Below are 19,709 nucleotides of genomic sequence, written 5' to 3'. Positions count from 1 at the left end.
TTAAATTCTGTAACTTTGTCTCTTTAGAATATAAAGGCTGCAATAGCAGACTAAGTTAACAGAATTGTTTAGAATTAATTAACTATGATTTAATATTGTCATAGTTCTGACTTGGTATAACAAATAATAACGAATAAGCCTTGGGGCTTAAACATGGATAATACAATGGGTCATTATGGCTGAAGATAAGCTACAGAAGTATCAACCTCTGATCAAAGAATTAAAAGCGCAGTTGGGCGATCCTAACTTCGATAAAATTTTTGATCAAATGACTAAAGATATTTCCAAGCCTGACAGGTTCTTACTAAAAATGGAAATGTCTCGTTTGTCGCAGCCTATTGCCCGCTTTATCGACTTACGAGGTCAAGTTGACGGCGAAGTTAAGCCCTATGAGTACGAAGGAAAGCAACACTTTATGGATGATTTAGCCATAGAAGTGTTTGAACGAGAAATTGAACGCCATGGTAAATACACGTTAGCCGTTTATGAAGAAGTTATGCAGACCGAAAATAACTTTCGGGTTATGCAAAAAAAAGCGCTTGATAATGAAAGTCTAATAAATGACATTGCTCCAGATCTTCCTAACCATGCCAAGCTCATTCGTTTTGCATCGTACGAGAGCCGTATTGAAGAGCGAATGAACTATTCAATAAAAATTTCTATCGAGCTTGGCAAAGGACATTCTGTCAGCGGTACAACCTCTGATATTTCCCTCAGTGGTGCCAAAATAAAGATCCCAGCAAAAGAACGTGTTAAGCCCTCACAGCTGGTCAGCGTGCGACTAATTGGTTTAGAGCAAGAGTTTGAGCTCGGTCTAAAAGATGGCATTCAGTATGAAGTTGTGGCTGTAGAACCTTTATCTAGAGAGCAACAGCACGTCAGACTGAAAAGAACTTTTATTGAAAACAGCAACTCGTTTGATGAATTTTTAAACAGCTTTATCCATGGCAATAAGCGCCGCTATAAAGTGAACTTAGACAACACCATGGATGCAATTATCTGCAAAGGATATGAGCAATATTACCATCCAAGAGTAAGCTCGTTATTCGTTTTTATTTCACAAGCAGAGCAGCTACTTCTCCCCACTATTGCTTTAACTAACGAAAATAACGCCTTTATTAATTATTACTTTGAAGATGAAAGAAAAACATCTTGCTTGTATCAAATCTTATCGCAGACACGTTTAAGTACTATGCTTGCGCTACCAAGCGCGGTTAAAGAAAGCATTCTTTATTGTTTTACACATATCAAAGAAGGGAAAATTTATCATTACTCTGCCTTTGATTTTGAATTAGCTAAGCAAGCACAGCTGCGTAACTTGTTTGTTGCTTATGGCGCACAGAAAAATAGCTGGAGAACCTTTAAAGTTCAACTTATGCCCAGCCACCACGAAGATGCCTTCATTCCTCTTTCATTGCCGGCCAACGCGAGTAAAAATATTGAAAAACTGAATAAGCCTCCTACCCCACGAGTACAAAGCCATATCAACAATGTCAAATATTTAGCACTCATTACAGATATTTCGTCAGAGCATCAAAAAGAGGCCTATAAAAAGGTATTGTTTGATAAAAGTATCGTTAATCAGCTAAAGATTTTTGGCCGAGGAAAAGCATTAAACCCGCCCAAATTAGAAGTGGTTTCGTTAGAATATGTCAACTTACGATCGCACAAACGCTACCTGTACAAAACTGCGGTGGTCATTCATATTGACAATCACACAGAGGTAAGTGGTTACACACTTGATTTATCAGTTATGGGGCTGCAAGTACAACTGGCGCAACCAACTACCATGACCAAAGGTGATATTATTCACCTTGATTTACCCGATCTACAAAAAATCACTAAACAATATACCTTGAGCAATCTGCGTTATGAGGTTGTTGCTGTTAGTAAGACTAAAACCACAATTAACCTCAAGGTAAGTAAGCTTACAGATTTACCGCAAGTAGCCAGTGAGTTTTTCAAGCTGCTGATTGACAGTAACAAAGATAAGCTACAGCCTTGCAAAGAGTCACCAAGGATCCCTGGCTTGTCGACCGCTTTGAGAAATATGATCACCAAAAGTGTGTGTCAATTTCCGTTTTATCTGCATAAAGAAACGTCACATTACAAAATTGGTGCCGTTGGCGTAGGCCTCTACCCTACGCCAATACATCGCTTATTGATGTATTATCACAATGCGAAGCAAGGCCAGTTGAATATCAGGCCGCTGTTCCCATCAGGCTTTGTTGAAGGTGCTTTAACTGAAGCTGTAAGAAAGCATAGTCGTAAGAGTAAGCCACTCAAATACAACCTGTTCGTGAGTTTTGACAGCAATGAAAAAGAGCTAAGCAAAGCCCTAAAAAGTCACTGTATTGAAAAGGGTGAGCCTCAAGAGCCTTTGACGTTGTTTTTGAAAAAAGCCGTGTCGAAGAATATTTTGTTTGTGTTTCACTTACATGTGTCAAAAACAGGACGCCCCGATACTGATTACTTAGCAAATGAACTGCGATATGTGAGCCATTACGCGCTACATAAAGCAAAGGAGTTAGAAGAAGGGTTATGGAAAGTAACCGGTGTGTGTGACTTAATTGATGTAACTGATGAGCACCTTAGAACGCTTGATTTGGATAATAAATTGGTCACGGCTATGAAGCTTCGAAAGCAAGCTTGGCTTAAAAGTATCCTGAGCTAAACAATCCAGAGAGCACGTTCCAGATTCAGATAAAAGCTAGCTATTCCTTAGTTAAAGCTGATATTTGAGAGAGTAAATACTCAATTGCGATTGTGTAATCGCAATTTGTTCCTGACGTTCTGAGAAGCAATTCAAGAGCAGCATTAGAAAGGGCATTTATAAGTATGTTATTCTCATTCACAATTGTAACTCCATATTAGATAGTGTCTAAATAATAGCGTACTGAATGACAAATTTATTTTGCAAATTAAATGTAAAATAAATTTACAAACAATAAACACCCAATGTACTTTATTCCTTAAATTACTAACGGCTAAGGATAAGTCTTGCGAGATTTTTTTAATAACATTACAGGCGATGATTTGCGTCGAATGCGTGTTAATAGACGTAAGACAACAAAACAAGTAGCAAAGGCACTCGGTGTCACTCGCCAAACGTATGAAAATTGGGAGAACGATATTACTCAACCAAAAGTAAACCAATTTATAATACTTTGCACCTATCATTGTATTGACTTTAGTTCCATCTTTTCTCAAATACGTGGCAAAAAAATAGATGAAATTAAAACACGAGAGAAAAAATCATGATGAAAGAACTATCAACGAAAGATCTAAAAAAAATATGTGGGGGGAGTGGCGATCGCAATGGCAATGGCCCAAAGGTAGCTAAATTTGCTCCAGTTCCACCAATGGTACAATCAACACAGTCGCCTTAGGAATAACATGATTAATTTTGCCATACTGGCTGCATCAGCGTTTATACTTATTTTACTTGATACATCAGCATATACTGAAGCAATCCTAATTTCTGCCGTAATTTTGGCCGCTATCTCAGGTAGGCACAATATTAATGTGTTGCATCTATCGATTTTACTATTCGTGATCATTTCTACTGAAACAGCCATTCAAGTGAGTCAAATTTTGATACCCAATACTGAACTCGCAAATGTTTGGCGGAACACGATTATCTATTCTACATACCTAGGGTTCGATATTGTTGCCTTGTTTGCTGTTATGTTTCGTCCTGCACTCTCAAGGACCCTCTGTCCGTCTTATACAAAGGACGTGCATATGATGAAGGCTGAAGTATTACTCATTAGTGTTTACGCGCTTTTTATTATTGTTAATTTACTTGCACTCGGTGAAAACTTTATTCGCAATTTAGAATATTTAGGGTTAGAAGAAAGCTCAGCAAAAATGTTCTGGAGTTGGGATTGGGTCTACTACAATTATCCAATATTAAAACGCATAGTTATCGCGCTACAGTTATTTGCTATATTAATGCTAGTTAAAGAGGCGCGACAATTAAGAAACCTAAGTCCTAGCTAAGTTTAAAATGCCGAGCAAAACATTGCTCGGCATTAAGTTTCAGCTGTTAAGCTAAGTTGCCAAACAACGTTAGCAATGCAATCAATACCAAATAAAACAAGATATTGCGCTTCACCAAACGCATCATACATGTTGCTTCGTAAGTACAACCAGCATACTGCTGTTCGATTTGCTCTGCAGCAAGCGCTGTAGAGGTAACAACACAACGATTCGACACTTTGAAATCAAGTACATATTTAAGCCAACAACTTGTGCCTTTTGAAAAGTTACCGATTATCAAGTAACCAAAACTCGCAACTCTAGCAGGTAGCCAATCTAACCAATGCAATAAGGTTTGCAAACGCTGGCCATGATTTTTCAATGCGTGTTCCGAGTCTTCATCAATTGCTTCAAATAGACTGCGCGCTAACGCATACAATACTGCGCCAGCAGCCCCCAAAAACACAAACCAAAAAATTACCGCACAGTAGTGGCGAAAATTAACCCACACCAAGGTTTGTCCAAACCACTCACCGCCCTGCTCAAGCTCAGTGCGCTTTTGTCCCATTTGTAAGGCATATAAAGTTGCAGCTTCATTGTCGCCACGCGTTAATGCATTAAGATAGCCTTTATAACGTGCTCGCTGCTGCGCGCAGCCAAAACAGATAAGTAGCACGCATACGTTTAGCACCAACTCTAGCAAAACCGAATCAAATGCATCATATATTAAAGCCAACAAAATACTTGGCATAACAAGCCAAGTTATAACGCCAAACCCTGATTTGAACACGCTTTTGAACGATGCACTTTGGGCAAGGTAAACTTCAGCATAATGACTCATCTGCCAATATTTCCCTCTCGCCGCTAAACGCTCAATCGCTAACGCCAAAATGATTGAAATTAAAATCATAACATTGCTCTTTATTGTTTTAATTGATTAAAAAACTGTGACCATTGAAACGCATCGCCTGGATCTGTTTTGCGCCCAGGTGCAATATCGCAATGACCTACAATTCGTTGTTTAGTAATAGCAGGGTAAGCTTGCATCAACTGCGTTGTAATCGCAGCAAGCTGGTTATATTGTGCCTCACTGTAAGCACAGTCATCAGTCCCTTCTAGTTCTATACCAATGCTAAAATCGTTACAGTGTTCTCGCCCAGCAAAACTTGATACGCCTGCGTGCCAAGCTCGCTTGCTAAAAGGCACATACTGCAGTACACGCCCATCTCGTTTGATAAAGCAATGCGCTGATACCTTTAACCCTTCTAGATCTACAAAGCTAGGATGTGCGCTGCAATCCAATGTGCCACAAAACAGTGCATCCACATAAGGCGTGCCAAATTGCCCCGCAGGCAAAGAGATATTGTGGATCACCAAAAGAGAAATCTCTTCTTGCTCAGGCCTATCATTATAGAAGGTACATGGCCGCCTTTGAGCTTCAACCAACCAATCTAACGACATAATACAAAATGCTCTCTAATTATCATACTGTTACCTTATCAAGCTTGATATAAATTCACTAGCGACGATTGTGTAAATGCGCGCAACACAGTAAAATTCGCATTCTCTCCACATTAGCCAATACAAGTGACAGTACTATGCAAAGTCAACATATCTCTAACGAATTAATTAGCCAGCTGGTAAAACAAGCACTTAACGAAGACTTAAACTATCAATCGGCATCACAAGGAGATATTACGGCACAGCTTATTCCCCAAGAGCAACAAGCTAATGCATATGTGATCACCCGCGAAGATTGCGTGTTTTGCGGTAAAGCGCTCATTTTAGAAGTTTTCAAACAAGTAGACCCTTCTGTAAAAGTCACTGTGTTTGTCGAAGATGGCCAGCAAGTTGCGGCAAACAGCAAGCTGTTTAGTGCATCGGGCAGTGCCCGCGCAATTTTAACCGCAGAGCGCACAGCGCTAAACTTTGTACAATCACTGTCAGGTACAGCAACCACTACTGCACACTATGTCAAAGCGCTAGCTGGCAGCCAAACGCAGTTACTCGATACCCGTAAAACAATTCCTGGTTTGCGTGCGCTGCAAAAGTACGCTGTAACCTGTGGTGGCGGAAAAAATCACCGCATTGGCCTGTTCGACGCGTTTTTAATCAAAGAAAACCACATTGCAGCATGCGGTGGTATTGATAAAGCCGTATCACAAGCAAGAAGCAACCATCCAGATAAGCCTGTAGAAGTAGAAGTCGAGAACTTGGATGAGTTAAACCAAGCATTAACAGCGGGGGCAGATATCATCATGCTTGATAACTTTACTGTTGAAGACATAAAACAAGCTGTGACTTTGACCCAAGGCAAAGCAAAACTTGAAGTTTCAGGCAATATGACACTTGAAACATTAAACACTTATGCTCAAGCTGGCGTGGATTTTATCTCAAGTGGCGCACTGACAAAGCATTTACAAAGCATTGATCTGTCGATGCGTTTTGAATAGTTACTCGCCAATTATTGGCTTTTGCTACTAACTTGTTGACAATATCGCAGCTAAGCTTTTAAATACGACAAAAGAATGAGTTGTAAACTTAAATCAATCACATGATTATATTGCAACTTATCTTAAGGTATTTAAATCAATTGCATAAAGCGATTTATGCTAATCATGGCTATACTTAGAGATAGACTCAACTCATAACCATAAAGATTTTAATATCTTTTTAACTTACACTGGGTAAGTTAAACAATTTCCTCGAGGAGACACATCATGGCAAAACAACAACAGGGTGGTTTTACCCTTATTGAATTAATGATAGTAATTGCAATCATCGGTATTTTGGCAGCGGTTGCGTTGCCAGCGTATCAAACATATGCTGATAGAGCTAAATTTGCAGAAGCAATTCTTGCTGCAACGCCCTACAAAACAGCTACAGAGGTGGCTATTCAAACTAAAAACCCTGCTGATCTAGCGGCTCTTGATGCGGGTACGTTGGGTATTCCAGCAACTATTGCAGTATCAGCAACTGCACATGGAGTTACGGTCGCTGATGGTGTTATTACCGTAACATGGAAAAGTGATAGTTCATCTTTAGCAGGTATTACTTATACGCTAACAGCGGGTGGCGTTACACCGCCTGTAACATGGACTCAAGCTGGTAGCTGCTTAACTAACGGTTACTGCTAATTGATAACGCCCAGCACCTCTATGTCACAAAGATGTTTTCCTTATTGTAAGGGTTTTACACTGATTGAGGTGCTGGTGGCGGTTGCAATCATCACTATACTTATGCTTGTAGCTATTCCTCAATATAGACTCTACGAAGAAAGGGTTCGATTTTCTGAGGTTATTTTAGCCTCAAGCTTATACAAAAATTCTATTGAAACTGCTTTTCATTCTGGTAAGTCCACAACACTTGATGATTTTGATGGTGGTAAGCTCGGTATCCCTCAGAATAATGCCACACAAGTAACAAGACATGAAATCATTGATGAGGCTACAGTTTCAAATGGCGTTATTAATATAAAAAGTACGCTATCTTATGATGGCGTAGCTATAACATATATACTAACTCCAACGATTAATGCTCAGAAAACTATTACTTGGCAAGCTTCAGGAACATGTACAGATGTAGGTTTATGCTGAAAGGTCAATAACTATGAAAAAACAACCTGAACAACAACTTGATACTTTTCAGTGGGTTGGAGTAAGCACTCGAGGCAAACGCCTTGAAGGAGAAATGACAGGAGTCAGTGTTGCTCTGGTTAAAGCGCAACTGCGTAAACAGGGTATTACTCCCTCTAAAGTTAAGCGTAAACCCAAACCACTTTTCGGTTTGAGCCGCACTCCGAAAGTGAACGCCAAAGATATCGCCATCACAACGCGACAAATTGCCACCATGCTCAATGCCGGTGTACCGCTTATTCAAGTACTCGATATGATAGGCTCGGGCATTAACAACAAAAGCATGAAAAAGCTGATAACTTCTATTGCGGATGAAGTAAGAACGGGTCAACCTTTATCTAAATCACTTCGTGCCTATCCACGCTATTTTGATGATTTATACTGTGATTTAGTCCAATCAGGTGAACAATCAGGATCGCTTGATCATGTGTTTGAACGTATTGCTATTTATAAAGAAAAAGCCGAAGCACTCAAATCAAAAATTAAAAAAGCACTGTTTTACCCTATCGCCGTAATTGTAGTTGCCCTAGTTGTAACCTCAATCCTACTGATTTTTGTGGTACCGCAATTTCAGGAAATATTTAATGGTTTTGGCGCAGAGCTGCCCGCTTTTACCTTAATGGTTATCGCTATTTCTGAAGTCATGCAAAAATATTGGTGGATGATACTTGGGGTACTATTTTTAGGTGGCTACACCTATAAAGAAATGCTATTTCGCTCCAAAGCACTGCGTAACTTTAATGACAGATTGCTGCTTAAACTGCCCGTTGTCGGCTTGATACTAGACAAGGCAGCGGTAGCTCGCTATGCCAGAACGCTTTCGACTACCTTTGCCGCTGGTGTGCCTTTGATAGATGCACTTGACTCAGCTGCTGGTGCTTCAGGCAACGCAATTTACAAAAATGCCATTTTAGATATCAAAAGCGAAGTAAGCTCAGGGAATCAAATGAACTGGGCAATGAGAAACACCAGTGTGTTTCCTGATATGGTGATCCAAATGGTCGCCATTGGTGAAGAGTCTGGCTCTTTGGACAGCATGCTAGCAAAAGTCGCAAATATCTATGAACAAGAGGTTGACGATTTAGTTGATGGCTTATCAAGCCTACTTGAACCATTAATTATGGCGGTTTTAGGGGTTTTAATTGGCGGCCTTATTATTGCCATGTATTTACCAATTTTCCAATTGGGATCCGTTATTTAATCCCATTACATTTGAATAAGAATAACTATGCTTGAAGTATTTCAACTCATGCAAGTACACACTTGGTTCTTTTTGCTGGTGGTGGGGCTTGTCAGTCTATGTATTGGTAGTTTTTTAAATGTGGTGATTTACCGCATGCCCAAAATGCTACACGAGCAATGGCGCTGCGAATGTGAATCGCTGCTCAATGAGCAAATAACCGAGCAACACAATACCCCATCATTGTCATTTAACTTGGCAACGCCCGGCTCCCATTGTCCTGCATGCAACGCCAAAATCAAGCCATGGCATAACATACCTCTGCTCAGTTGGCTGATATTGCGTGGTCGATGTAACGACTGTAAAACGCCCATTTCAATGCGTTATCCATTGATTGAACTAGGCACTGCATTGAGCGCACTATTGGTTGCTTGGCACTTTGGTGCAAGCGAGCAAACCGCTTTATATCTTGTACTTACATGGGCGCTGATCGCACTTATCTTTATTGACATTGACCATATGTTGTTGCCGGATCAAATTACCCAGCCTCTTTTGTGGTTGATGCTCATTGCCAGCACCTTCAACATAACTATTGCCCCCACTGAGGCAATTATCGGTGCTGCAGTTGGGTACTTAAGTTTGTGGAGTGTATATTGGCTGTTTAAGTTAGCCACGGGCAAAGAGGGGATGGGCTATGGAGATTTTAAATTATTAGCCATTTTTGGCGCACTTTTAGGCTGGCAAGCAATCTTAACTATTGTGCTGCTATCAAGCTGTGTGGGTGCCATTATAGGGAGTATTCAACTAGCTGTACAAGGCAAAGACAAAAGCACTCCGATCCCGTTTGGACCCTATTTAGCCATCGCGGGTTGGTTGACGTTGCTATTCGGTGACATCATTGAAAACTGGTATTTTAGTTTAATCTTAGCGTGATCATAGTATGAGTAATTGGGTATTGGGACTAACAGGGGGCATTGGCGCAGGCAAAACGGCAGTCAGCAATGCCCTCGCTGAAAAAGGCATTACGATTGTTGATGCAGATGTTATTGCAAAGCAAGTGGTTGCAGTTGGCAGCTCAGGCTTGCAAGCCATTGTAGATAAGTTTGGTGCAGCCATACTTCACACAGATGGTACGTTAGACAGAGCGAAGTTACGTGCCATTATCTTTGCTGATGAGCCGAGTAAAACATGGCTTGAACAGCTGTTACATCCAATGATCCGACATGAAATATTATCTCAGCTAAAAGATGCGACGAGTCCTTATGTGGTGCTATCTGCACCACTACTATTTGAAAACCACCTTGATAAATTATGCGATCACACCTTACTAGTTGATGTGCCAGAGGCTATTCAATTAGCGCGTACTGCCGCGCGTGATGGGGTTTCGACCGAGCAAGTAAAAAACATTATTGCTGCACAAATGTCTCGCTCTGAGAAACAAAAACGTGCAAATACCATACTAAATAATGATAAATCATTAACTGATATGTATAATGAGTTAGAAATCTTGCATCAAAACTTTGTTTCTATTGCAGTAAATCATTCAACAAGTGCTTAACTTATAGTTGTCATATTGAGGTTCATAAGTTTATTTATAACCAATTGATGTAAATTGATAAGTAGTTGATATGTCTATGTCTGAGGGCTTATGGAACATCATTCACCATTATTACGTAAATTTATTACGCTAGGTCGAGTAACACCAGAACAAATCAAGAAAAAGCAAAACGAAGCACATTCAACAGCCGAACTCATATGTATGTGCAGTGGTATCAGTAGCGCAGAGCTTGCCATGCAGTGCCTAGACTTATTCCGCGTGCCTTTGTTTGATTTGAGCGAATTTGATATCAATCAGATCCCCGAAAAGCTCATCAACGATAAGCTGATCCGTCAGCACCAAGTTTTGCCTCTGCATAAAAAAGGTCGCAAGCTCTACATCGCAGCCTCAGATCCCACTGATTATGGTGCCTTTGAAAACTTCGAATTTAGCACAGGTCTTCAATGTGAGGTTGTGGTTGTTGATCACAAACAATTAGAAAAGAAAATAGAGCAACTTTTTGACTCATCACAAGGTCTTTCGCTCAGCGAGGACGAATTTAAAGAGTTTGCAAACCTAGATATAGAAGACGATCAAAAGTCTTTGCAAAACACTGATGATAAAGAAAAAGACAAAGATGACGCTCCCATCATCGTGTATATCAACAAAATATTGATGGATGCGATAAAAAAAGGCGCATCGGATCTGCACTTTGAACCTTATGAGCACAAATATCGCGTTCGTTTTAGAATTGACGGCATTTTGCATGAAATGGCGAGCCCTCCAACCACTTTATCAACGCGCATAGCTGCACGTATTAAAGTAATGTCGCGACTCGATATTTCTGAAAAGCGCAAACCGCAAGATGGCCGCATCAAGCTAAAAATTTCAGAACGCAAAAGTATCGATTTTCGTGTCAGTACCATGCCCACCATGTGGGGTGAAAAGATAGTAATGCGTATTCTAGACTCATCGAGCGCGATGATGGGCATAGACGCACTTGGTTATGAGAGCGAGCAAAAACAAATGTACCTTGATGCGCTTGCGCAGCCACAAGGTATGATCCTTGTTACAGGGCCTACAGGCTCGGGTAAAACAGTGTCTTTATACACTGGCTTAAATATTCTCAATAAACCTGAACGTAACATCAGTACTGCAGAAGACCCTGTGGAGATTAACCTAGAGGGGATCAATCAAGTTCAGATCAATCCAAAAGCTGAAATGACCTTTGCCAATGCCCTAAAAGCATTCTTGCGCCAAGATCCAGATGTGATCATGGTAGGTGAGATCCGAGACCTTGAAACCGCAGAAATTGCGATTAAAGCAGCGCAAACGGGCCACTTGGTCATGAGTACCTTGCACACCAATTCAGCTGCAGAAACACTCACTCGCTTACTTAACATGGGTGTACCGGCATATAATGTTGCAAGCTCAGTAAACCTTATTATTGCGCAACGTCTTGCAAGACGCTTATGTAAGCATTGCAAAGAGCCTGAGACCCTACCCCAAGAAGAATTACTGAACCAAGGTTTCACTCAAGCGCAATTAAGTAATATCAGCCTATTTACACCAAAAGGCTGTGAACATTGCACCGATGGCTATAAAGGTAGAGTTGGTATTTACGAAATGGTGAAAATAACCCCGGAAATCTCACAGCTAATTATGTCTGGGGGAAATTCGATGGAAATAGCCAAAATAGCCGACAAACTCGGTTTTGCTAACCTTAGGACTTCAGGACTAAGAAAAGCTGCGTCAGGGGTCACATCGTTAAGCGAAATCAACCGAGTTACCAGCTATTAGGCAATGCTAGAGCGATACCTACGCTGGTATCTACGTTTGATTTTCATTACACTGTGGGCAAAATATCTCAAGGGAGCCGTTTATGCCCACCATTGTTAAGTGCCCAACCTGCCAAGCCGATGTTGTTTGGTCAGAACAAAGTCCGAATAGACCCTTTTGCTCTAAGCGATGCCAGCTGATAGACCTAGGAGAATGGTCTTTTGAGAACAATAAAATCTCTACAGCGATTACCTCCAATACGCAGATGAGTGCTGAAGATCAGCAAGAAATGCTTGAAGATATCGAAGCGATGCTCGCGCAAAGCGAAGATACATTTTTCAAACAATAGAAAGGGCGCTTTTGCGCCCATCACCTAGTTCATAATTGCGTGATTACTTTGCATGTCGATGCGCTTTTCGATGCTTTATTTTTTCAAGTTTTTCGCGTTGTTCGGGAGTAAGCACTTGCCATAGCTGCTGCTTACTTTTTAGTTTAGCTATTAACGCCTCATTTTTAGCTTCACTGGTTTTAGCTATCAAACTCCTTGCTTGCTGCTCATCAAAGAAATCTTTTTCGATCAACTCTTTAAACTCATCTTTATGATTATGGCGCATAACTTTTAGGCCTTTCATTGCGGCCTTTTTCTGCTCAAGAATGTCGGCTATCTTTTGCTGCTGTTCTTTACTCAAGTTAAGCGTGCTGGCCGCTTTGTCTGACAGTAAAAAGTGCTCATCATGATGTCTGCCTTGCCCCGCTTCACTCAAAGCACTAAATAGTAAACTACCACCGATAATTAATACTGATATTGCTTTCATAATATTGCCTTAAACATGCTCGTTGAATTTGTCATTAATAGCTTAACCACTGGGATGAAAAGCAACGCAAAGCAATGTAAAGACTACGTAAAGATCTGCAATTTAATATTTTGCAAGGTACACTAGGGTCTGTTTATCTTTGCTGTTCACTTTTGCAGCTGCGAGTTGGGTATTTATACAAGGCAGAGCCTGCGTAGCGTAGTTATTCTACGTGAGTCAGGCGATAACGCCGTAGAAATGACCAACTCGCGCTGCCCTGCGGGTTCATTTGAGCGCGCTTTGCTCTTTGTTGCTCTCCTTTCACTTAGATTACTAAGCTTCAAGTCGAGCGCCGCTATCAAAACACGCTCAAAGTGAACAAATTTCGAACTCGAAAGATAAACAGACCCTAGAATAACGAAGTAACGAGAAAAACACCTATGAGCAAACTGCTACTAATTGAAGATGACCGAGCGTTGAGCGATCTCCTCAAAGAATACTTAACCACACAAGGGTGCGATGTATCTCAAGCTTTTGATGGTGAGCAGGGCCTATTGCAGGCAACGAGTGAGCAGTATGATGTGATATTACTGGATGTGATGCTGCCTCGTTTAGATGGCTTTGAGGTCTTAAAAAGATTACGCGCGTCTAATCTTACGCCTGTTATTATGCTCACGGCTAAAGGCGATGACTTTGACCGTATTTTTGGTCTAGAACTGGGCGCTGATGACTACTTACCAAAGCCATTTAACCACAGAGAGTTATTAGCAAGAATTCATGCTATCAGCAGGCGTATCGACTTTGTTAAACAGGCCAGCAACCAAAATGCTGAACAGACTGTCAATCATGTAACGTTGAATCATCTTGCTCGTAGAGTGCATGTTTTAGAACATGAAATCATCTTAACTGGCACCGAGTTTGCTGTATTGCATCAACTGATGAGCCATGTCGGAGAAGTGGTCACTAAAGATACCTTAAGCCAACAAGTGCTTGGCCGTCGATTAGCCCCTTTCGACCGCTCAATTGATATGCATGTCAGCAACCTAAGAAAGAAAATAGCGCAGTACAGTGACAGCAACTGCATCCAAACTATCAGAGGAAGTGGCTATGTCTTTTTGGCACAATGATGCTTTAGAGAATAAGCAAAGCAATTGGAGCAAATTTAAACCCTCTGGATTATTTTTACAGGCATTTTTGGCTTTTTGGCTCACTATCATCAGCATTTTGTTACTGTTAGTTGCACTGAGCCACTTACAACCCGAGCAACTAGAAACCAAGCCTTTAAGGGGAAAGCTGCTTGATAGCATGAGCCATCTCACTCATAGTATTGAACGTTTGGTCAATAAAAAACAAAAACCTGTAGAGAAAGTCATTGCACATCCTCGTTTTAATCAGCATAAGTGGCTGTATCTGGCACATGAAAATATTGAGCAAAGCATTAGCTCTGAAGAAAACAAGCAGGATCTAGATTTATCTTTACTACATTTTCAAACTTCTAATATGCCTTTGTTTATCGCAACTGAGCGCTATTTTGCTTATGGTCCATTCCCCATTCGATTAGGCAACGAGCAATATCAACTCTATCAAGTTAAACCTATTCGAGAAAACCCATTATTGATGCGTGTAAAAATGCTGCCATTTTGGCTCAAGGCACTTGCCATACTGCTACCGTCTATTTTGCTCAGTGTGTTATTTAGTCGTCGTTTAGTTGCACCGCTCAATTCATTGGGAAGCAGTGCCAAAGCACTTGCTTCGGGTCAACTAGATGCCCGCGTCAATATCCCCAAGCGCCGCAATGATGAAATAACCACGCTCATGCATGATTTCAATCATATGGCTGATAAACTTGAACAAAGTGTCATGACCCATAAGCAATTACTCGCCGATGTCTCTCATGAATTACGCTCACCGCTGACTCGACTTACTCTGGCTAATGCTTTAGCTCAGGAAAATGCCAGTGAGCAGCAACTCACCTACCTAGCTCGCATCGAAAAAGAAGCACAATGCTTAGATAAAATGCTTGCTGATATTCTCACTTTATCTCGCTTAGAACATGGTCAAAATAGCTTGCATATGCAACAAGTTAGCTTTGCAACTTTATTAGACAATGTGATGTTAGATGCGCAATTTGAAGCTGAGCAAATGGGCAAAAACCTTACCTCTGCCGCGCCGCCTATGCTCACTTTAATGTGTGATGGAGCACTATTGAGTAGTGCCATCGAAAACGTACTACGCAATGCGATAAAATATGCCAAAAATAACGTTAAGCTATCATTTTCGGTATCAAAACAGGCTGTTGAGATTTCAATCTGTGATGATGGCGAGGGGGTCTCTGATAACGCTCTGGCACAACTATGCCAACCTTTTTTTCGTACCAGCCAATCTAGAAATAGAGACAGCGGCGGGATTGGTTTGGGCTTGGCCATTGCCAAACGCGCTATTTTCGCGCACCATGGTAATTTAGCGTTTCAACATAATCAACCACAAGGCTTGGTGGTTAAGATCACATTACCCATATGAATTTTTACAGCTACAGCACCCAACTTGCACAACACAATAGTGATATCGAGCAGCACTGGCAACGCTGTGAACAAGGCTATCTAAAAGCCCCAAGTGGGAGACTATTTTACAGCTATCACATTCCCAAAACAGCCAAGTACAGTGTTGTGCTAGTCAATGGACGCATAGAGTCTGCATGGAAATATCAAGAGTTATTGTGGGAACTGGCCCAAAATAATATTGCGGTATTTACCTATGATCATATTGGCCAAGGCCTATCGGAGCGCTTAACACGCAATGCTCAGATAGGATATGTTGCTAAATTCACAGACTATGGTGACGACCTTAATGCTTTTATCGAAAAAATAGTGATGCCTCAGCAAATAGGTCCATTATTTATTCTTGCTCACTCAATGGGTTCGGCAGTTAGCTGCGATTATTTATCGCGCTATTGTCATAGTATAAGTGGCGCTTTTCTATCTGCCCCTATGTTTGATATTCATACACACAACACACCCTATCAGCTTGCCAAATGGGTAGCAAAGATAGGCTGTTGGTTGGGACTGGCTAAGCACTACGCGATTGGTCAGAGTAATTACCTGCCAGTGCCATTTGCAGAAAACCAGCTCACCCATTGCCATATTCGCTATCAACGGTTTCGCACTTTATACCAAAATGAGGCAGAGCTATGTTTAGGTGGCGTCAGTTTTGGTTGGCTTAATCAAACCTTTAGCTTTATTGAAAAAATTCCCGATTTAGCTATCCAAACACCATTATTTATTGCTAGCGCTGAGCAAGACGAAGTAGTCGACAATCGTGCACACGCTCTATTTGCACAGACACACCCAAATGCACAGTTAAAAACCATTGCCGGCGCCAAACACGAACTGTTGTGTGAGACAGATGATATTCGACAAACTGTGCTCAATGAGTTTTATCTATTTTGTGATAGCTTAGGATTAACCACCAAAGAAACTGGGTCTTGATGAATTAAAATATCTAGCTCGCCTTCAAAAGACTGCTGGATCATTTCCACCACTTCATCAGTCACCGCGTGCGCGCGCATTAACGGCATGTCATCATCAAGCTCTAAATGAAGCTGAATAAACTTAATTTTACCACTTTGCCGAGTACGCAAATCATGTACGCCGTATACACTATCATGACTTGACGCAAGCATAATGATTTCAGCCTTTTCTTCATCAGGTAGCTCTCGGTCCATCAAATGTGCGGCACTTTGTTTCGCTATATCCCAGCAGTTGTAAAGTAAATACCCTGCAACACCAATGGCAAAGATAGGATCAGCGTATAGAACACCGTGATACGACAGCAAAATGGCGAGCAATACTGCCATATTTAATAACACATCGCCTTTGTAGTGTAACGAGTCGGCCTTTACAGCAATAGATTGTGTCCGCTTAACAACTTGATATTGCACAGCTACAACTAACAAAGTACACACAATCGCAAATAAGCTTACCCACACACCAAGCAGTGAATGTTTTAAAGCAACGGGGTTAATTAAACGTTCAATCGCATGAAAGGCAAGTAAGCAGGCTGAGCCTGCGATAAAAGCGGCTTGCCCCAAGCCGGCTAAGGCTTCGGCCTTGCCATGCCCAAAGCGATGGTCATCATCAGCGGGGCGCAGAGCATAACTCAACACCAAAAAGCTCATCATGGAGGCACTGATATCAAGCAACGAGTCGGTCAATGATCCCAACATGGAGGCACTGCCAGATGATAGCCAAGCCCAGCATTTAGTGATGATCATTAAGCTCACCATCAACATGGTGAACACACTGGCAAAGCGAACTAAAAGCTCATAACTTGGCTTTACATTTTCTTTCATTGACCAAAAACCTCTATGGTTCGATTAAAGACAACTCATTTCAACAGTTTACAGTCTATGCAAGGGAAGTGAAATATTGATGACATAAAAGGCGAAAAGCCGCCGCTAAAGCTTACCCAATGCGCTGTCATTTCGTTATACTAAGCGCAATGAACTTTTCGAGGTGATTATGTTAGATATCGTGCTTTACCAACCTGAAATTCCACCCAATACTGGGAATATCATTCGCTTGTGCGCAAATACGGGTTATGCCCTTCATCTTATTGAGCCACTTGGTTTTGATTGGGATGACAAGCGTGTTAAGCGTGCTGGGCTAGATTATCATGAATTTAGCCATGTAACGCGCCACGCTTCATTCGAAGATTACCTAAAAGATTGCCAACCTAAGCGCGTATTTGCTTGTACAACAAAGGGTAAGAAGTATCATCATCAACCTCAATATCAAGCTGGAGATTGCCTGCTATTTGGTCCAGAAACGAGAGGCTTACCTGAAGATATTATTTTTTCATTGCCTGAAGAGCAGCGTCTTCGCATACCAATGCGTGCAGATAGTCGAAGTATGAATTTATCCAACGCTGTTGCAGTATTTGTTTACGAGTCTTGGCGTCAACTAGACTTTGCCAACGCAGTGTAAAATGGCTAACAAAAAGCGGATCACTCCGCTTTTTGCTCTCTACCAAGTAGTGCCATAGCGGCTTCTTTTACATCTTTTTGCTGATATAAAACTTGATAAATTTGCTCGGTAATTGGCATTTCAATACCACTTCTTTGCGCCAGTAAATACACTTCTTTGGTATTGCGGTAACCCTCAACCACCTGACCGATACTTTGCATCGCATCGTCCACAGATTGGCCTTCACCTAATGCCAAACCGAAACGACGGTTGCGCGATTGATTGTCGGTACACGTGAGAATTAAATCACCTAAGCCAGCCATTCCCATGAACGTTTCAGAGCGAGCGCCTAGTGCTTTACCTAAACGACAAAGCTCGGCCAAACCGCGCGTGATTAATGCCGTTCGCGCGTTGGCACCAAAACCAAAGCCATCCGACATACCCGCACCGATGGCAATGACATTTTTAACCGCTCCACCGAGTTGAATACCGATAAAATCGTCATTGTTATAAACTCGAAACGAGCGACCACAGTGCAGTAACTTCGCTAATTCGCCTGCAAATGCACTATCAGTTGCAGCCACAGAAATTGCTGTAGGTAATCCCGCAGCCATCTCTTTGGCAAACGTCGGTCCTGATAATACAGCCAATGGCACTTTATCACCCAGTTGCTGTAGTGCGACTTCTTGCAGCAAACGCCCTGTATCTGGCTCTAACCCCTTGGTTGCCCAAGCAACTCTTGCGTTAGGTAATAAGTTATCACGCACCTTGGCTAAAGTGTCAGCAAAGGCATGACTTGGCACTACCAACAGCACTATTTCGCTGGCCTCAACCGCTTTTTTCAAATCACTTTCTAGCGCTAAAGAATCAGGGAAAGGGCAATCGGGAAGATAACGTTGGTTTTTTCGCTCAGCTGCAAGCGTCGCAACGTCTTTCTCATTTCGCCCCCACAGTGTCACTTTGTGACCGTTTCGGGCAAAACAAATAGCAAGGGCGGTGCCATAAGACCCCGCCCCTAGTACAGTTACAGCTGACTGAACTGAACTCATCGCTTATGCGTCAGCAGTTTGCTCTGCTTGCGCTGCTCTTTGCTGCATGTACTGAGCAAATAGCGCATCAAAGTTTACTGGTGCTAGGTTTAATTGTGGGAAAGTACCACGGTTCACTAGGCTAGCAACGGCTTCGCGAGCATATGGGAACAGGATGTTCGGGCAAAATGCGCCTAACATATGCGCCATTTGTATTTCTTCAAGATCAGCAATTGAGAAAATACCTGCTTGTTGAATTTCACATAAAAATGCAGTCTCTTCGCCAATGTTCGCAGTTACAGTCAACGACAATACAACCTCAAACACATTGTTATCTAGCTTTTCTGAACGCGTGTCCATGTCTAGCTTAATTTCAGGAGCCCACTCTTTTTGGAAGATCGCTGGAGAATTTGGTGTTTCGAATGAAACATCTTTAGTGTAGATGCGTTGAATATTAAAATGTGCTTCTTGTTGTTGTTCTGCTGCCGCATTTTGGTTTTGATCTGTCATGAGTGTTCCTAGATTCTTTGAATTTTATTAAATTTTCTTACAAGTTTAGCAAAGCGTTTAATTCGCCGTTTGCTTCGATAGCCATCATATCGTCACAGCCACCAATGTGATTATCATTGATAAAAATTTGTGGCACTGTGTAACCACCATTGGCTTTTTCTATCATTTGCTCGCGTAGCTCAGGTTGCTTACCTATATCATACTCGGTGTATGTTACACCTTTTGCATCTAGCAGCGCCTTAGCTCGGTGACAAAAAGGACAATAATCTTTCGTGTAAATCACAACTTCAGCCATAAAGACTCC

The 19,709-nt window shown here is 41.5% G+C and carries 22 protein-coding genes; 15 read left to right on the top strand and 7 right to left on the bottom strand.

From position 1 onward, the window contains the following. The first annotated feature begins 175 nt into the window (after window positions 1-175). From HC733_RS05605 to HC733_RS05595, 3 genes are all read left to right on the top strand, one after another. On the top strand, window positions 176-2,674 hold the full coding sequence (locus HC733_RS05605) for a PilZ domain-containing protein (RefSeq protein ID WP_190364065.1): 2,499 nt from the start codon (window positions 176-178) through the stop codon (window positions 2,672-2,674). Window positions 2,675-3,000: 326 nt separating this feature from the next. Continuing rightward, on the top strand, window positions 3,001-3,261 hold the full coding sequence (locus tag HC733_RS05600) for a helix-turn-helix transcriptional regulator (protein WP_238937462.1): 261 nt from the start codon (window positions 3,001-3,003) through the stop codon (window positions 3,259-3,261). Window positions 3,262-3,396: 135 nt separating this feature from the next. Beyond that, complete coding sequence (locus HC733_RS05595; protein WP_190364064.1) at window positions 3,397-4,002, top strand: hypothetical protein; 606 nt, start codon at window positions 3,397-3,399, stop codon at window positions 4,000-4,002. 46 nt (window positions 4,003-4,048) lie between these two features. On the opposite strand, the gene ampE is transcribed toward HC733_RS05595, so the two are convergent. Together ampE and ampD are read right to left on the bottom strand one after the other, a co-directional pair. Continuing rightward, window positions 4,049-4,891, bottom strand: coding sequence for a beta-lactamase regulator AmpE (gene ampE, locus HC733_RS05590; RefSeq protein ID WP_190364063.1), 843 nt, complete (start codon window positions 4,889-4,891; stop codon window positions 4,049-4,051). Window positions 4,892-4,902: 11 nt separating this feature from the next. Then, on the bottom strand, window positions 4,903-5,442 hold the full coding sequence (ampD, locus tag HC733_RS05585) for a 1,6-anhydro-N-acetylmuramyl-L-alanine amidase AmpD (protein WP_190364062.1): 540 nt from the start codon (window positions 5,440-5,442) through the stop codon (window positions 4,903-4,905). A 137-nt stretch (window positions 5,443-5,579) separates the two neighbouring features. Between ampD and nadC the strand changes: the two genes are divergently transcribed. The 8 genes from nadC (at window position 5,580) to yacG (ending at window position 12,461) form a co-directional block, all read left to right on the top strand. Next, window positions 5,580-6,434: a carboxylating nicotinate-nucleotide diphosphorylase gene (gene nadC, locus HC733_RS05580; RefSeq protein ID WP_190364061.1), complete on the top strand. Its 855-nt coding sequence runs from the start codon at window positions 5,580-5,582 to the stop codon at window positions 6,432-6,434. Window positions 6,435-6,701: 267 nt separating this feature from the next. Then, the gene (locus HC733_RS05575) at window positions 6,702-7,118 is read left to right on the top strand and encodes a pilin (protein WP_190364060.1); all 417 of its coding nucleotides are present in this window, start codon (window positions 6,702-6,704) and stop codon (window positions 7,116-7,118) included. A gap of 21 nt (window positions 7,119-7,139) precedes the next feature. Next, entirely contained in the window at window positions 7,140-7,577 is a 438-nt protein-coding gene (locus HC733_RS05570; RefSeq protein ID WP_238937461.1) for a pilin, read from the top strand. A 13-nt stretch (window positions 7,578-7,590) separates the two neighbouring features. Then, complete coding sequence (locus tag HC733_RS05565; protein ID WP_190364058.1) at window positions 7,591-8,817, top strand: type II secretion system F family protein; 1,227 nt, start codon at window positions 7,591-7,593, stop codon at window positions 8,815-8,817. Between the two features lie 27 nt (window positions 8,818-8,844). Beyond that, on the top strand, window positions 8,845-9,729 hold the full coding sequence (locus HC733_RS05560; RefSeq protein WP_190364057.1) for a prepilin peptidase: 885 nt from the start codon (window positions 8,845-8,847) through the stop codon (window positions 9,727-9,729). Window positions 9,730-9,736: 7 nt separating this feature from the next. Continuing rightward, on the top strand, window positions 9,737-10,354 hold the full coding sequence (gene coaE, locus HC733_RS05555; RefSeq protein ID WP_190364056.1) for a dephospho-CoA kinase: 618 nt from the start codon (window positions 9,737-9,739) through the stop codon (window positions 10,352-10,354). Window positions 10,355-10,444: 90 nt separating this feature from the next. After that, window positions 10,445-12,133, top strand: a complete 1,689-nt coding sequence (gene pilB, locus HC733_RS05550; RefSeq protein WP_190364055.1) for a type IV-A pilus assembly ATPase PilB — start codon at window positions 10,445-10,447, stop codon at window positions 12,131-12,133. 82 nt (window positions 12,134-12,215) lie between these two features. Then, window positions 12,216-12,461, top strand: coding sequence for a DNA gyrase inhibitor YacG (yacG, locus tag HC733_RS05545; protein WP_190364054.1), 246 nt, complete (start codon window positions 12,216-12,218; stop codon window positions 12,459-12,461). Window positions 12,462-12,504: 43 nt separating this feature from the next. On the opposite strand, the gene HC733_RS05540 is transcribed toward yacG, so the two are convergent. Beyond that, complete coding sequence (locus tag HC733_RS05540) at window positions 12,505-12,927, bottom strand: Spy/CpxP family protein refolding chaperone (RefSeq protein WP_190364053.1); 423 nt, start codon at window positions 12,925-12,927, stop codon at window positions 12,505-12,507. A 419-nt stretch (window positions 12,928-13,346) separates the two neighbouring features. Here HC733_RS05540 and HC733_RS05535 point away from each other — a divergent pair, with 419 nt between their 5' ends. From HC733_RS05535 to HC733_RS05525, 3 genes are read left to right on the top strand one after another with little or no spacing between them, the layout of a single operon-like run. Further along, a complete protein-coding gene (locus HC733_RS05535) occupies window positions 13,347-14,033 on the top strand; it encodes a response regulator transcription factor (RefSeq protein ID WP_190364052.1) in 687 nt (228 codons plus the stop codon). Then, on the top strand, window positions 14,014-15,426 hold the full coding sequence (locus HC733_RS05530) for an ATP-binding protein (RefSeq protein WP_190364051.1): 1,413 nt from the start codon (window positions 14,014-14,016) through the stop codon (window positions 15,424-15,426). The genes HC733_RS05535 and HC733_RS05530 overlap by 20 nt, the downstream gene beginning before the upstream one ends. Then, window positions 15,423-16,391, top strand: a complete 969-nt coding sequence (locus HC733_RS05525) for an alpha/beta fold hydrolase (protein WP_190364050.1) — start codon at window positions 15,423-15,425, stop codon at window positions 16,389-16,391. Before HC733_RS05530 ends, HC733_RS05525 begins: the two co-directional genes overlap by 4 nt. Here HC733_RS05525 and HC733_RS05520 read toward each other — a convergent pair. After that, window positions 16,340-17,194 carry a cation diffusion facilitator family transporter gene (locus HC733_RS05520; protein ID WP_190364124.1) on the bottom strand — a complete coding sequence of 285 codons (855 nt, stop codon included), beginning with the start codon at window positions 17,192-17,194 and terminating at the stop codon, window positions 16,340-16,342. The two genes, HC733_RS05525 and HC733_RS05520, sit on opposite strands and share 52 nt — an antisense overlap. Before the next feature lie 229 nt (window positions 17,195-17,423). On the opposite strand from HC733_RS05520, the gene trmL reads away from it, so the two are divergent. Next, on the top strand, window positions 17,424-17,888 hold the full coding sequence (trmL, locus tag HC733_RS05515) for a tRNA (uridine(34)/cytosine(34)/5-carboxymethylaminomethyluridine(34)-2'-O)-methyltransferase TrmL (RefSeq protein WP_190364049.1): 465 nt from the start codon (window positions 17,424-17,426) through the stop codon (window positions 17,886-17,888). A gap of 20 nt (window positions 17,889-17,908) precedes the next feature. Here the strand turns inward: trmL and gpsA are convergent, their stop codons facing one another. From gpsA to grxC, 3 genes are read right to left on the bottom strand one after another with little or no spacing between them, the layout of a single operon-like run. Continuing rightward, on the bottom strand, window positions 17,909-18,916 hold the full coding sequence (gene gpsA / locus HC733_RS05510; protein ID WP_190364048.1) for an NAD(P)H-dependent glycerol-3-phosphate dehydrogenase: 1,008 nt from the start codon (window positions 18,914-18,916) through the stop codon (window positions 17,909-17,911). A gap of 3 nt (window positions 18,917-18,919) precedes the next feature. Next, window positions 18,920-19,405, bottom strand: coding sequence for a protein-export chaperone SecB (secB, locus tag HC733_RS05505; protein ID WP_190364047.1), 486 nt, complete (start codon window positions 19,403-19,405; stop codon window positions 18,920-18,922). Between the two features lie 37 nt (window positions 19,406-19,442). Further along, complete coding sequence (grxC, locus tag HC733_RS05500; protein WP_190364046.1) at window positions 19,443-19,700, bottom strand: glutaredoxin 3; 258 nt, start codon at window positions 19,698-19,700, stop codon at window positions 19,443-19,445. Window positions 19,701-19,709 lie beyond the last annotated feature (9 nt).

The sequence above is a fragment of the Pseudoalteromonas sp. S16_S37 genome, assembly GCF_014694405.1.
GTDB lineage: Bacteria > Pseudomonadota > Gammaproteobacteria > Enterobacterales > Alteromonadaceae > Pseudoalteromonas.
The sequence above is the reverse complement of the archived record's forward strand: the minus strand, read 5'-3'. Positions and strand labels throughout refer to the sequence as shown.